Below are 15,715 nucleotides of genomic sequence, written 5' to 3' on the forward strand. Positions count from 1 at the left end.
CGATGGCCTCATGAGATATGCATGGATACTGGTCATCAGAGAGGAAAACACGCCCCGGGTTTACATGAATGAGTCACAAAGCGAATCCAGATTCAGGGTGTTGAAAAACTCTTCGGCAATTTTTGTCAGCTCATCGGTTCTGAGCAGCAGAGCGTTATTGGCGTTGAGTGCCTGCCTCAAGTAGGTATCCTTAACAGCTTCCTGAACGGATTCGTTAAAGAATCCACCATGAATACAACACATCATGGCATACAACTCTTCTGGTGAAGATGGATCATGAGCACCATAGCTGCGACCCAAGTTGAAATCATTCTCGAAGTAAGCATCGACCCAACAATAGGTTAAGCTACCGCCGTTCGAGTGTGTCACTTCATAAAGGTAATGACTGAAGGCCTGCATAATCGCCTGTGTGCATTTGTCCTTAGAATGACCCAGAAGCTCTTTTTTCTTCCATGACGACTGATCTTGAACTTGCTCACCTGACGAGTCCCTTGAACTATCGTCCATATCCACACAGTCAATATCGCTATTGCTGTCGATATCGCTATCAACAAGATCATCACTATCAATAAGATCATCGCCTGAAACATCATAAGGCACGTTTTTGTCACGATCTCTTCCGGGACAGGGACTATCCAGTTCATGTTGGAGTCGTTGTGTCTCCTCATTGAATTGATTGAGTTTTTCGAGCATCTGCTTCAGATTCGGGCTGTTCTCAACTTTCCGTTGAAACAGAGCTTCGGCCTTTTCACGTATCGCTCGAATGTTCTTTAGTCTTCCCAGTATAATCACCGGACGGTGGTTCACTTTACCCGAGTTTATTTGCTCAAATGCGGGCTGGTGCAAAAGCATTCTTTCTACATTCGGAATTCCCTTAGGTTCATCCGTCCAGGCTTTCTTTAGGGATGTGCGGGTGATTTTATCTTCAAGGAATGATGAAAAACCCTCATGGCAATGAGTGATGAAAAAGGCATTACCTCTTGCTTGCCGAAAGCGTTGATAAGCCAGCCGCCATAACTGACTATTTTTTTCTCTGGCCAATAATTCTCTATACCACTTTGTCAGGCAAAGAGCGGCTTTATCTTTCAGTTCATCGACTCCTTCCAGAAGCAGCAATAGATCGTGATGTTGATGGGCCTCTATAGTATCCCCTGAGTAGATCGGCAGTGGGTCCAGCCAGCCCGATGCCAGTGCTTCACGGGCAAAGTGAATAACCGAACGCCTGGTTAAGTTATTGCATTTCAGTAAATTCACTATTAAGCTCAACCACTTTTGGGCTCTTTCTCCGCCCTGATCAATCATTTCTGAATGGAATGACTTGAGCTGTTCAATCACCAGATCTTCATCATTGTTGGACAACATGCGTTTGACTGCCTCCAATATCGGATTAAATGGCTCCCTGTAATAGTCCAACGCTTTTTCTCCTGGTAAAGCGATCGTTGACATGCCCATGGAAAAACCAGTTGAATCTTTTTCCTGCCAAAGTTTCTGCAGTATTTCGGGAATACTTAGATGGGTTTCTGGCAATACACTTTTTTTCTCAAGGGCTTTGTTCAGTTTCTCAAGGCTCATGCCACAGGCTTTAGCCAGGGTTTGTTGTTGTGCTAAATCAGCCCCTTTCATGAGTTCCTTAATCTTCTTTGTTGCAGTGCCGGAACTTGGGGCTTTCCTGGTGGGCTGGAAGTGAGACAGGGTTTCTGTTTTCTCTCTAGTTGCCCCGCCTAGATCCGCTGTCTCCCAGGTTTGGCCTTTATCGACAGAATATTCAGCAAAGCTGTGGACGAAGCTATCAATTTGCCGGCAGGGAATCCCGAAATAACGACAAAAAGCAATAAAAACAGGCACACGGTGGCGGCAGCTCCCTTGCCGCTTTGTTACCAGGAATTTAAAGAAATTTTCACCGCTCTCTGCTTTAGCCTCACCGGAAAACTGTTGGCAATACTTTGTGATCGCTTTAATGCGTTGCGTTGTGTCTTTAGTGTCTCTTATGGTCCGTAAAAGCTTCTCTATTTTGCGTGGGTGTCTACCAATAGTCTCTTCACCAACAGTCTCAAAGAGTTTGTCCAGTACTGTTTTCATACCTTCTGAACAGTGGCTGTCAAACAGTGTTGCTCGTCGGAATTCTTTAGCCGCTGTTTTTTCGCCAGACTTTCCGGGTTCTACAATGTAAGCAATTCGAAGAGTGTTTTTGCCTTTGGCCTCTGAAATAGACAGTGTATGAAGTCCGGTATATCGGTCCCTGAGCAGGGTATATTCGGGTTCTACAGGTTGACTGAAGAAACTCATTGCCCAGTTGTGCCAGCTCAATGCCAGATCGGGTTCTACACGCAGGGCCACGATATAGTCGTCAGGCGTCAGGCTGGGTAATACATATTGACCATCGTTTGACGACGCTATGAAGGATGCCAGTGTTTGCTTGCTGGTTAACGTCACTTCCTGGTCAGGCCCCGGTAACCCGGCAGGCGTAAGGGTTTCGACCCCCAGAATGTTCTTGCTGATATCGCTCACTTCGATATCACCCTCAGCAGACACATCAATATTCTTTGCCTGGCAGCGATACATCCGGGAAGGGGGGTAATGAGTATTAAAAATTTTATGATCGTCAAGTTGTGACTTCTTCCGGTGCTTATAGTTCGTGAGCCGGTCCAGGAACTCAGTCTGTTCCCCGTTTATATCTGGAATGCATTTTTCAGGAGCCTTATTACCGCCGATAGCTACAGCTTTGTTAGTATGATCGTCCACACCATGCTTCGACAGATGACTCATTTGATGCCAGAACGCAGGCCAATATTGAACGGCATTGGCGTTCCACGCACTTATCTGCCTATCAGCCTCGTGAAGGTAAGGACGGAAAGCCGATAATGTCAGCGTTTGTTCCTCTTCTTTCGTCAGTTGAAATACGCTATCAGCGCCCACACCCATCTGGCAAAACACACCTTCAAACCAGCGTTGCTGCCAGCGTCGGTAAAGTACCCTTGTGAGAATATCGTCCGACTTCTTCGGCTCCAGAGAAAGACCGGATGCCTGCCATCTGGCCTGAGCCACTTTTTTGATAATTTCCGCTCTGGCTTCCTCTTCAGTCAGATCAGTCTTGATATGAATTTCATGTTTTTTTCCATCAATACTGTTGTGGTCACTGCTTCGTATCAACCAGGGTCGATCTATGCCCGGTACCCTTTCGTTGAACCAACGGCAAAGTTCAGAATCAAGCTCTCCTTTATCCATGACAAGGGCCGATGACTCAGGCAGTTCCTCCAGCGATATTTTGGCGGCCATCAGATAGAGCCGGTAGTACTTATTGAGGCATTGATGAAGACTGTCTTCGGTAAAATCGCCCCCTCTGGTAATAGCCTTCGCGACATTCTGTAAATCGAGGCTGGTAGGCTGCAATGGCAGGTTTTTCTGTTGCAGGTAAGCCCTTAAAAGACAATGTTTCTCTGTCAGCTTTTTAGCGGCGAATTTCCCTTCAGAAGACTCTGGCAACACTTTTTCGGCAATGTTCTGTAATTCGGTCGGGTTGTACTGCCGGATGGGCAAATGTCGAAAGCGCCCTTTCAGCGCCGGTGATAAGGGTTTTCGCCCGCTGTACTCAGGCGGGTTGATGGTGGCAAACAGGTGGAAGCCCGGATGGGCGTCACCGGCCAGAATATCGTTCAATTCGCCTTCCAGGTGCTGGCTGTCGATCAGATTCATTTCCGAAATCACCACGATGCCACCCTGCACTTTGGCTTTCTGGATCACTTCACACACTCTGTCCCAGGAACAATCACAGGCATTCAGGTAAAAGACTTCCGGCATCAATTCTTGCCGTTGTTCAGCCTGCTGTTTGACACTTTCAATGATCAGGTTCAGCGTGGCATCCTTACCCCGTCCAGCCGGGCCTTCAATCAGTGTTGCCTGACGACCGCCGTGTTTTCTGTCGAGATGATAAGCCTGCTGACAGCGGTTTAAGTCCTGGCCAAGCCGTTGCGCCAGTTCACAGACTGCCGATCCGGAAGTATCAAAGTCTGGTCGTATTGTTTTGCTGACTGTTCTGAAGGCCTTCTGAATATCTGACAGCGTCTTGTTACGAACTCTGTCGCTCAAGCTGTTCTCCGGTTCGTAACGAACAGCAAACCAGATTTCCAGTGCTGACAGGGCATCCTGATGAGTTTCGCTGATTTCCGGCCCCAGTACGTCCCGAAAACTATGTTGGATCAAACTGTTTATTTGCTCACAGGTAACCCTGTCTCCTTTGGATAACGCACGATCCAGATACCAACCCACCCAACTGCAGATATCCGTTAAATCCCTGGGGGTAAACTCATGGTCGGGCAAGAGTTCCTGATAATATTGCCAGAGTGCCATCACATTTTTGCTGGCGTCGTGTGCAGTGTCGTTTATTTGATGCCCCGACAGATGCCGTTGTAAATGCCTGACCAGGGCCGGTTCCACTACCCTGTCCCGAAGAAATGCCTGATCCAGGCGTGGGTAGTAAGCTCTGGGCAGTTTCTCTTTCAGGGCCGGGTCCATTTGGCGCCCGGAGTATTGATCCGGGTTACCGGTGAGAATCACCCGGTGTTTTGGGCTGACCCCGACAGGATGACCATTCACATAGATGCAGGGTTGCGGTTCCCATAAGCCGTTCAATGATGCCAGTAATCCGGCTTGGGTCAGGTTGGCTTCATCCAGAACCAGGGTAATGTATTCAGCGTGTTTGTTGGATTTGGTCTTGGCCCATTCCATCAGCGCCCGGTTTTGCTGCACCATAGCGCGGTCGCCATCGGCGTGTTCCTGCCACTGCCAGCATTTCATCAGGGTTTGTTCGCTGTCAGAAGGTCCAAGGGAAATCACTGAAGCCTGTCCTGAAGCGTTCGCCATCTTCGCTGAAAAATAACTTTTTCCGGTGCCGGTTTCCCCCTGCAGGAAGATAACAGGAGAGTCTGTAAGCCGGTTATGGAGTCGTGACAATCGACGGCTTTCGCGATCCTTCTGACTCACCCTGCCGCGATAAAGATCCCGGGCCAGTGCTGACAAGGGCTTATCAGTGGGGCCCGTCCATTTCAGTGATTCAGAGAGTCGATGTTCTATGCGTTCAATGCCTTCTGTCTTGGAATTCGCTGTTCTGGCCCTGTGAAAACAATCGCTGGCCAGAGCCTGAATGGCATCGGATCGAGTCTGCCCCAACGGCAAAGTTAACTGCCAACCACAAGCCAATGTATCCTGCAAACGTTTAATCTGTCTTGATGGTCTGATGGCTAACTGTCTATATCGCTTTGCTGCCGCCGGATTGACTCCCAACTGATACGCCATTGCCTGTCGATGTTCTTCAGGACCATGGGCCACAAGCAGGGCACAAAGTCTGTCCAGAACTCCTTTCTTATCTGACGATGAAATTGGACTTCCATAGGACAGAAGTAATCCTTTGGATTCAGTGTCCTTAAATACTGTCGGATCAATGGCTCTGGTCAGTTGCCAGAAGTTCTGCTTCACAAACGCTCTGTCCAACTTCGGGGCACTGTTGATGATGGCATTTAACTGTTCAGGGTCTACCGAGGCGGCTTGATCCTTATCCGGCTTCCTATGAGCATCCGCTGCCTTATCCGGTAACAAGTGCCAACAAGCCACTTTCATAAAATCCCGCACTGGCCGATGCTGACGGGTGCCATGAGTGATGACGCTATCAATGGCCTTGCGCCAGTGGCAAGGTAAAAGCTGTTTCGACTGGTCAACCTGCTGTGCCCGCCGGGCAGCCAGTATCAGGTTATTCAACAAGCCTTCGGTCATTTCAGGCAGAGGGTTACAAAGGTTGCCAGGTACGGTTTTAGACGCTTCGTAAAGTTGATTAAGCGCTCGTTCCGGCAGCTCAGTCCGGGAGAGACCATTTTTGCGGGCATTGATCTCCCAGAAATCGACCTCAGGACAGCAGTCAGCCGTGGCGACCATTGTGTTAAATAGTGAAGAGGAGCTTCTCGCAGACTCGGGCCAGAGCAGGCTGACACGGGCGTCCGGGTAGGCCTGTAATTGGCCATTCACCAACAGAGGCTGTCCAACCAGCAGGGGTTCCAGAAGCTGCTGAAGCGTTGGATTGCTTTCCAGCCCCCGCAATACGACCGGCTTCCCAGCGGTTAATGCCTCCTGCAATGGACTCTGCTGTCGTCCAAAATGTGCCTTTTGTTCCGAGCTGATATGGATATTATCGAATAACTGACTGAAGCTCGTCTGCTCATTGATCTGAATCACCAGAGCTGCTTTCTGGTGATGATTGATCCAATGACTTGCCTGGGCATATTGCTGATAAGTGAAGGTTCTGAAGGCAGGATAATCTCTGACTTTTTTCTGTGGCTGATGGTTTCTGAACAAAGGATGTTCATTGCTCTCTTTCAATCCCAGTGCCTTCGGCTGCTGTCTTGTATGGGCCACCTGAAGTCGGGGTTTCAGGCCGGTCGTCTTGCCAATAGTCTGCAGTGCGCCCAGCAAACAGAACCAAAGTGCCTCAGTGAGGGGAGAAGTTATGGTGACAGTTCCACCGTCCCGAACCTGTTCCACAAGAAGGGTGTTAGGGACTGCATAGCCTTGTGGAACAATAGCAACAGGATTCAGCCATTGGCTAATATTACTCTGGTTAATAATGATCGGGTTGCCTGATGCGGGCTCCTTATCGAGTGCTTTTTCACCTTCCTTGTCGCCTTCTTTGTCGTGAGAATGGAACAGGCTTTGGAACAGTGAATAAAGCTCGTCGCTCCCTACCGGCATCTGATAAAACTGAACATTGTCGGGTAAAGAACAGATCTTTCCATTGCTTTCAAAGCACTGTTGCGCCAGCATCCGTCGAATCGTCTGTTCAAAAGCGAGATCCTGCCAGTTGGCTCCTTTCAGAATGACCCGTTGTCCGGCCCGCAATAGCTCTAGTCTGCCGGGGAGGTGCCGGATTCGTCCCTGTTGATCGACACCGGGACCGCCCAGCAGCAACTGTCGCCAGTGGCTGTGCAAGTGACAGTCAATAACAAGGGTATTGTCTTCGTTCGTAGCGCTTTCAGCAGCAGGGAGTTGAGGCAATAGCGGAGCAATCTCGTCGATATCCATTGACGGGCCATTGCCAGTTTGTGCGTTGAACTGCCAGGTATTTTCCGGTCGATTAATTCGCCGCCAGAAATCAGCCCCCGGTGCGTCGGCCCCCGGTGCATCGGCCCCCGGTGCGTCCTCACACTGGCCAACCGATATCAACTGTGCAGGGTCTGCCAGGACCAGCAAAGAAACATGCTCACCCAGAGGGCGTTTCTTCTGGCTGAGTTTGTCGTAAAGACTGGGGGTATCCGGGTCCAGCAGGTCGTTAAATTCAGGCAGTTCTTCGCCGGTGAGCTTTCGGATATCCATCACCAGAGTCAGTGGCTGGGAACTTTCAAACAGTTTGCCCGGATAGAGACTGTGGCGACCATCGTCGGAAATACTCAACCGGGTCACCAGGTTAGCCTGTGAGAGGTCATCGGGATGGGAAATAACAGTAACATCCTGATGTTCATCACAGGTCCTGGCAATCAGGAGCTGTCGAACTTCATCATCACTGGTGACAAAACGAAAATCGAAGGCACAAGGGGGCTTTTGGAGCCTTGAATCCAATAAGGATACGGTTCTTGGTCTGTCAGGCAAGGTTTTCGAAGATGGCGATCTCTTTATTCTGGACCTTACTTCAGAGCAGCTTCTGACAGCCTTCTTTTGCTTTGATGATAAATCCAGCTTTGCCATCTTGGCTGCCGCGCCATGATCAAGGAGGTTTGGATCCAGAGCGTTTTTTTTTCTACCTTCGTCAATCTGACCATCCATAGTCAATCTCCCCACTGCTATCTGAAGAATCAAGTTGAAGTTATCTGATAATTTGACCTTTAAATTGATCGTAAGTTCCATTTAAATAGGCAGCCGCAACCATCATTCCCAGTTTCACTCCCGTCATTCGAGGCTGTCGCAAAATTCCAACAACTCGTAAAACTCGTTCCCATGCTCTGAGGGTGTCGCAAAAGCCCAACAACTCGTTCCCATGCTCCGAGGTCGTCATTCCCGCGAAGGCGGGAATCCAGCGCCAACGGTGGATCTCTGCCTTCTCGGGGATGACAAGGCCAGGGGGACACCGGTCAGTATGGTTCTGGTGGTGAGTCAGTGTGGATTCCCGCCTTCGCGGGAATGACGGGAATGAAGCCGGGAATGACGGGAATGAAGCCGGGAATGACGGGAATGAAGCCGGGAATGACGGGAATGAAGCCGGGAATGACGGGAGTCAACTCGTTCCCACGCTGGAGAGAGTTTTGCGACACCCTCCATTCGAGGGTGTGATGTCAAGGCTTTTAAAAAGATTCAGACAACGAATTCAAATTCAGGCTGTCCAAAAACTCTCCGGCAATTTTTGTCAGTTCATTGGGTTTCAGGACCAGGGCATTACTGGCGTTGAGTGCCTGCCTTATGTAGTCATCCCTGATAAATTTCTGAAAAAAGAAGTTGGTACCAATTTCTAACATCATGGCATGCAGCTCTGCTGGAGAGGATGGATCATGAGCGCCACAGGAGTGTGGCCCGGCGTAAGCATTGGTCCAAAAATACGTTAAGCAACCGCCGTTCGAGTTTGCCACTCCATACAGATAATGACTGAAGGCTTGCTTAATTGCTTCCCAGCATTGTTTTTTAAAATTTTCCAAAAGGTCAGATGATTCCTCATCAGGTTTTTCTTTGATGTCTTCCAATAACTGCTTCAAGCTCGGGCTATTCTCAGCTTTTAGTTGGATCAGAGCCCCGGCCTTTTCAATTAACCCGCAGTCGAACCATAAAGGTCGCCCCAGCATAATCACCGGACGGTGGTTCGCCGTGCCAGGGTTTAACCGCGCAAAGGCGGGCTGATGCACCAGCATTCGTTCAATATTCGGAACTCCCTGAGGTTCGTCCGTCCAGGCGGTCTGTAAGGATGAGTGGGCCATTTTATTTTCAAGGAGTGGCGAAAACCCACCATGACAATGAGTGACGAAAAAGGAATAATCTTCGTAGTTTTGTAAATAGCCAAAAATGTATCGCCATTCATGGCTGTTTTTTTCCCTGGAGAATAATTCCGTATACCACTTTTTCAGGCAATGGTTAGCATTTACCTTCAATTCATCGATGCTTTCCAGACGCGCTAATAGCTGATGATGCTGAGCGGCATTCATAACATGGTTATAGTAGATCGGCAGTGGATCCAACCAACCCGATACCAGGGCTTCATGGGCAAGGCGAATAAACGGAGGTATGGCCAGGGATTTGCTATCCAATAAACTATTCATTGATCTCAACCACCTTGTTGGGATTGATCCACCCTGAGCAATTATTTTTGAGTACAATAACTTGAGTTGTCCAATGACCTGATCGGCATTATCGTTGGACAATATTTTTCTTACTGCATCCGACATCGTTGTATGTTCATTCTCATCATTGTTATAGACCTCAGCGATCAAAATCCTGTCGCGATATCTTAATGCTTCTTTTTCCAATAATATTGAGACACCCATGGAAAAACTGGCTAAATCTCCTTCCTGCCAAAGTTTGTCTACCATATCGGAGCTGCTTAGACTGCCTTTTGGCAATGCACCGTTAGTCTCAAGGGCTTTGTTCAGTTCCCCAATGCTGATGCCGCAGGAGCTAGCCAGAGCTTGCTGTTGTGCCAGGTCAGCACCTTTCAGGAGCTCCTTCAGTTTCTTTGACTCAGTGCCAGAACCACTGACCCTCCTGGTAGGCTGGAAGACAGACGGGGTTTCTGTCACCTCGGCAGGCGCCCCGAGCAAATTCACTGACTCCCAGGTTTGGCCGCTATCCATGGAACACTCGGCAAAGGCGTGAGTAAGGTTGCCAATTTGCCGACACGGAATCCCGAAATAGCGACATAAAGCGACAAAAACAGGCACACGATGACGACAGCTTCCTTGCCGTTTTGTTACCAGGAATTGAAAGAAATTTTCATTGCTCTCTGCTACGGCGTTACCGGAGAACTGTTGGCAATAGTCCTTGATCGCCTCAATGCGTTGCGTCGTGTTTTTAGCGTTTTTGATTTTCCATAAAGGCAGCTGTTCTGCGGTTGGTTGTTGCAGGCCTTCAATGGTCTTGAACAATCGGTCCAGTACAGTTTTCATACCTTCTGAACAGTGGGCGTCAAAGCGTGTTGCCTGTTTCGGGAGGGCTACTTTGGCGGGTGTTTTCATGCCCGCTTCTCTGGGTTCTACGACATAGGCAGCTTCAATACTCTGGAAGGGTTCGGCCTCAGGAACAGACAGTGTGTGGAGACCAGTATATCGATCCCTGGTCAGATTATATGGCAACTCGGGTTTTATACGCAGGGTGACGATATAGTCGTTAGCCCTCAGGCTGGGCAAGGTACATCGACCCTTGTGCAATGGGATGATCAGGGTCGCCAGTGTTTGATCGCCGGCTAGTGTCACTTCCTGGTCAGGCCCCGGTAAACTGTCAGGTATCAGGGTTTCAACTCCCTGAATATGTTGATCATTAATATCGATCAGTTTGATATCACCCTCGGCGGTCACATAAATATCTTCTGCCTGCCAGCGATACATATTGGTAGGAAAGCTCTCTGTATCAAAAATTTTATGATCGACAACTTGCCGCCGCTCCAGGTGCGAATAGTTCGTTTCCTGGTCCAATGCTGTAGCCTCTTTCTCATGGACTTCCGGATTGTATTTTTCAGAACTGTCAAGCCAATGGTTCGGCAGATCACTTATCTGTTGCCAAAACGCAGGCCATGATTGAACTTCATTGGCGTTCCAAGCCCTTATCAGCTCATCAGCCTTCCGAACATAAGGCAGGCAAGCCGATATTTTCAGCGTTTGTTCCTGTTCTCCTGTCAGAGGGAACAGGTTATTGGCGTCCACGCCCGTGCGACCAAACTCACGAGTAAACCAGTGTCGCTGCCAGTGTCGGTAAAGTGCACGGGTGAGAATATCGTCCGACTCATCCGGCTTCAGGGAAAGACCGGATGCCTGCCATTTGGCTCTGGCCACCCTTTTGATAATTTCCGTTTTGGCTTCCTCTTTACTCAGCTCAGCCTCAATACGAATCTCATGATTGTTTTCATCAATACTGTTGATATCACTGCGTCGTATCAACCACGGACGACTAATGCCCGGTACCCTTTGGTTGAACCAATAGCAAAGTTCAGAATCAAGCTTGCTTTTACCTATGACGAGAGCCGATGATTCTGGCAGTTTCTCCAGCGACAGGCCGGCTGCCATCAGGTAAAGCCGGTAGTGCTTATCAAGACATTGATGCAGTCCGTTTTCACTAAAATCGCACCCTCTGGTAACAGCCCTGGCAACATTCTGCAGATCAAGGCTGGTCGGCTGCAACGGCAGGTTTTTTCGATGCAGGTAAGCCCTTAATCGGCAATGTAACTGAGTCAGTCTTTCAGCCGCGAATTTCCCCTCCGTGGTCTGAGGCAACACTTTTTCGGCAATGGTCTGCAATTCGGTCTGCTTATACTGCCGGATCGGCAAATGTCTGAAACGGCCTTTCAGAGCCGGTGATAGGGGCTTTCGCCCGCTGTACTCAGGCGGGTTGATGGTGGCAAACAGATGGAAGCCCGGATGAGCATCACCGGCCAGAATATCGTTCAACTCACCTTCCAGATGCTGGCTGTCGATCAGATTCATTTCCGAAATTACCAGAATACCGCCTTGCACTTTTGCTTTCTGGATCGCTTCACACACTTTATCCCAGGAACAATCACAAGCATTCAGGAGAAATATCTCTGGCATGGTTTCTCCCTTTTTCTCAGCCTGTTGTTTAACACTTTCGATCATCAGGTTCAGCGTCGCATCTTTACCCCGTCCAGCCGGGCCTTCAATCAGCGTCGCCTGACGGCCGCCGTGTTTTATCTTGCGATGATAAGCTTGCTGACAGCGACTTAAATCCTGTCCCAGCCGTTGCACCAGCTCACAGACTGCCGATCCGGAGGTATCAAACTCAGGTCGGTTTTTTTCAGCGAATTGCATGAAGGGCTGCTGTATATCGTTCAGGATTTTTATACGAACGTTGTCGCTCAATGTGTTGTCCAGTGGGTAACGGGCAGCAAACCAGATTTCCAGTGCCGAAAGGGCATCCTGTTGAGTCTCGCTGATTTCGGGACCCAGTAGATCCCGGAAACTTTGCTGGATCAAACTGTTCACTTGCGCACAGCTAACACGGTCTCCTTTGGATAACGCACGATCCAGATACCAGCCCACCCAACTGCAAATATCGGTTAAATCCCTGGGGGTAAACTCATGCTCTGGTAACAGTTCCTGATAATATTGCCAGAGTGTCATCACACTCCCGGCAGCACTGGGTAGAATTTTGTTTATTTGAGGTCCTGTCAGATATCGTTGTAACTGATTGAACAGAGCCGGTTCCACCACTCTGTCCCGAAGGAATGCCCGGTCTAACCGAGGGTAGTAAGCCCTGGGCAGTTTCTCTTTCAGGACTGGGTCCAGCTGGCGCCCGGAATAATGATCCGGGTTGCCGGTGAGAATTACCCGGTGTTTTGCGCTGACCCTGACAGGATGACCATTTACATAGATGCAGGGTTGCGGTTCCCACAAACCGTTCAATGACGCCAGCGATCCGGCTTTGGCCAGATTGGCTTCATCCAGCACCAGGGTGATAAAGTTTCCTCCGACACAGCCTTCGTCTGTGTCGGATCGGGTCCTGGCCCATTCCATCAACGTCCGGTTTTCCAGCTTCATAGAGCGGTCGCCATCGGCGTGCTTCTGCCACTGCCAGCGTTTCATCAGGGTCTGTTCGCTGTCACAAGGTCCAAGGGAAATGATCGCAGCCTGGCCTGAAGCCTTGGCCACTTTGGCAGAAAAGTAACTTTTTCCGGTGCCGGTTTCCCCCTGCAGGAATATAACGGGAGAGTCAGTAAGCCGGTCATGGAGTCGGGATAATCGACGACTTTCACGATCCTTCTGACCCATCTCGCCGTGATAAAGATCATGAGCCAGTGCTGACAGGGACTGATCATAGGAACCCGTCCATTTCATTGATTCAAACAGTCGATTTTCTATGCGTTCAATGCGCTCTGCGTCAGGATTCTCAGTGACATATTCTCCCCTGGCAATATGGAAACAATCAGTGGCCAGGGCGTGAATGACATTGGATCGGATCTGCCCCGCTGGCAAAATTAACAGCCAGCCACAGGTCAGTGCATCCTGCAAACGTTTAATCTGTCTTGTTGGCCTGATGGCTAAGGGTTGAAAGGGCTCTGCTGTCGCCGGATCGACTTCCAACTGATACGCCACTGCATCCCGTTTTTCTTCAGGCCCGTGAGCCGCGATCAGGGCACAGAGTCTGTCCAGAGCTTCTTCTTCATCGCTCAGAAATGGACGTTTATATCTCAGTCGTAATTGCTGGGCTTTAAATACTGCCGGGTCAAAGGCTCTGGCCAGTTGCCAAAGGTTTTCCTTCACAAACTCTCTATCCAACCGTGGGGCACTAATGATGATCTCATGCAAGCGATCCGGGTCTACCCATGCAGCTTGATTCTCATTTGGCTTTTTATTGATATCCAGCGTCTTATCCGGTAGCAAGTGCCAACAAGCCACTTTCATAAAATCACGCACAGATGGATGTTGCCGGGCGCCATGAGTGACGACACTGTTGATGGCCTTTCGCCAGTGGCAGGGCAGGAGCAGTGTCGACTGGTCAACCTGTTGTGCTCTGCGGGCAGCGAGTATCAGGTTATTCAACAAGCCTTCGGTGATTTCAGGCAGAGGTTTACAAAGGCCGCCGGGTACGGTTTGAAAGGCTTCGTAAACTTCATTAAGCACTTGTTCTGGCAGCTCAGCCCGGTGGATACCATGCCTGAGGGCATTGCTCTCCCAGATATCAACCTCAGGACAGGGTTTACCCATGGCAACCATCAAGCTCAATACTGAAGAGGGGCTTTTCGCAGACTCAGGCCAGAGTAGGGTGACATGAGCGTCCGGGTAGGCCTGTAATTGGCCACTTACCAACAAAGGTTGCCCAACAACCAGGGGCTCCAGAAGCTGCGCAAGTGCGGGATTACTCTCGAGTCCCAGGATTACTACCGGCTTACCAGCGGTTAATGCCTTCTGGAAATCACTTTGACATCGCCCAAAATGGGCTTTTTGTTCCGAGGTTATATGGATATTGTCAAATAGCTGGCTGAAGCTTGTCTGCTCATTGACCTGAATGACCAGAGGTGCTTTCGGGTGATCATTGATCCAATGGCGTGCCTGGGCATTTTGCTGATAAATGACGGTTTCAAAGGCAGCCTGGTCTCCGGTTTTTTCCTGTGGGATGGACAGAGGCTGCTCATCGTTTTCTGCTAATCCCAGGGCTTTCGGCTGCTGTCTTGAATGAGCCACCTGAAGTCGGGGCTCCAGACCTGTTGTCTCGCGAATCGTCTGCAGTGAACCCAGCAAACGAAACCAGAGGGCTTCATTAAGAGCTGAGCTTACGGTGACTGCACCGCCCGCCATAACCTGTTCCAGCAAGCGGGTGTCAGGCGCAGCATAACCTTCCGGGTTAATGGCAACGGGGCTCAGCCATTCGCTAATATTACTCTGGTTAATAATGATCGGGTTTCCCGGTGGGTTATGGGAAAGTCCTGCCTCATCAGGGCGGGACAGGGCCCGGAACAGTGAATGAAGCTCTTCATCCCCTACCGGCATCTGATAAAACTGAACATCGTCGGGTAAATGACAGATCTTGCCATTGCTCTCAAAGCACTTTTGCGCCAGCATTTGTCGCATCGTCTGTTCAAATGCCAGATCCTTCCAGTTGGCTCCTTTCAATATTACCCGTTGTCCGATCTTTAATGATTCAAGCTTGCCGGGGATGTGCCGGATTCGTCCCCTTTTATCCACTCCAGGGCCGCCCAGCAGCAACTGTCGCCAGCTGCTGTGCAGGTGACAATCAATAAGAAGGATATTGTCGTCATCCACAGCGCTTTCAGCAGGGGGGAGCTCAGCCAATACAGGAGGGACTTTGGCTTTTTGTGCGTTGAACTGCCAGGTATTTTCCGGGCAATTAATTCGGCGCCAGAAATCAGCCCCCGGTGCATCGGCCCCCGCTGCTTCGTCACGCTGCCCAGCCGATGCTAACTGTGTGGGGTCTGCCAGAACCAGCAAGGAAACATGCTCCCCCAGGGGACGTTTGTTCTGGCTGACATTGTCGTACAGACAGGGGTTATCCGGATCCAGTAGATCGTTGAATTTTGACAGATCCCCGCTGGTGAGCTTTCGGATATCCAGCACCAGTGTTAATGGTCTTGAACCCTCGAACAGCTTGCCTGAACGAAGGGCGTGGCGACCATCGTCGGAAATGCTCAACCGGGTCACCAGATTAGCCTGTGAGAGATCATCGGGATGGGAAATAAGGGTGACATCCTGATGCTCATCACCGGTTCGGGTAAACAAAAGTTGACGAACCTCATCATCACTGGCAACAAAAAGAAAATCAAAGGCATGAGGGGTCTTTGAGTGTGAGGATACGGTTCTCGCTTTATCAGGCGATGTTATCGGAGTTGACGATCTGTTGAGTTTGGCGGTTATTTCAGGGCAGATTTGTACAGCCTTTGACCATGAATCCAGTTTTGCGCCATTGTCTGGTACACCAGTGTTAACCACGGAGTTGTTTATTTTCTCATTAATCCGACCATCCACAATCAATCTCTCTCCTGTCATCTGAAGGACTGCATTGAAAATGTTTA

General features: G+C 49.7%; 3 protein-coding genes. All 3 read right to left on the reverse strand.

Going from position 1 to position 15,715, the window contains the following annotated elements; all coding sequences use genetic code 11:
- Positions 1 to 60 precede the first annotated feature (60 nt).
- Positions 61 to 7,803 carry an AAA family ATPase gene (locus ACOJUO_RS03585; protein WP_422138935.1) on the reverse strand — a complete coding sequence of 2,581 codons (7,743 nt, stop codon included), beginning with the start codon at positions 7,801 to 7,803 and terminating at the stop codon, positions 61 to 63.
- Between the two features lie 305 nt (positions 7,804 to 8,108).
- Complete coding sequence (locus tag ACOJUO_RS03590; RefSeq protein WP_422138936.1) at positions 8,109 to 8,255, reverse strand: hypothetical protein; 147 nt, start codon at positions 8,253 to 8,255, stop codon at positions 8,109 to 8,111.
- A gap of 63 nt (positions 8,256 to 8,318) precedes the next feature.
- Positions 8,319 to 15,668, reverse strand: a complete 7,350-nt coding sequence (locus ACOJUO_RS03595; RefSeq protein WP_422138937.1) for an AAA family ATPase — start codon at positions 15,666 to 15,668, stop codon at positions 8,319 to 8,321.
- Positions 15,669 to 15,715: the final 47 nt, after the last annotated feature.

This window comes from Endozoicomonas sp. ALC020, assembly GCF_049275935.1.
GTDB lineage: Bacteria > Pseudomonadota > Gammaproteobacteria > Pseudomonadales > Endozoicomonadaceae > Endozoicomonas_A.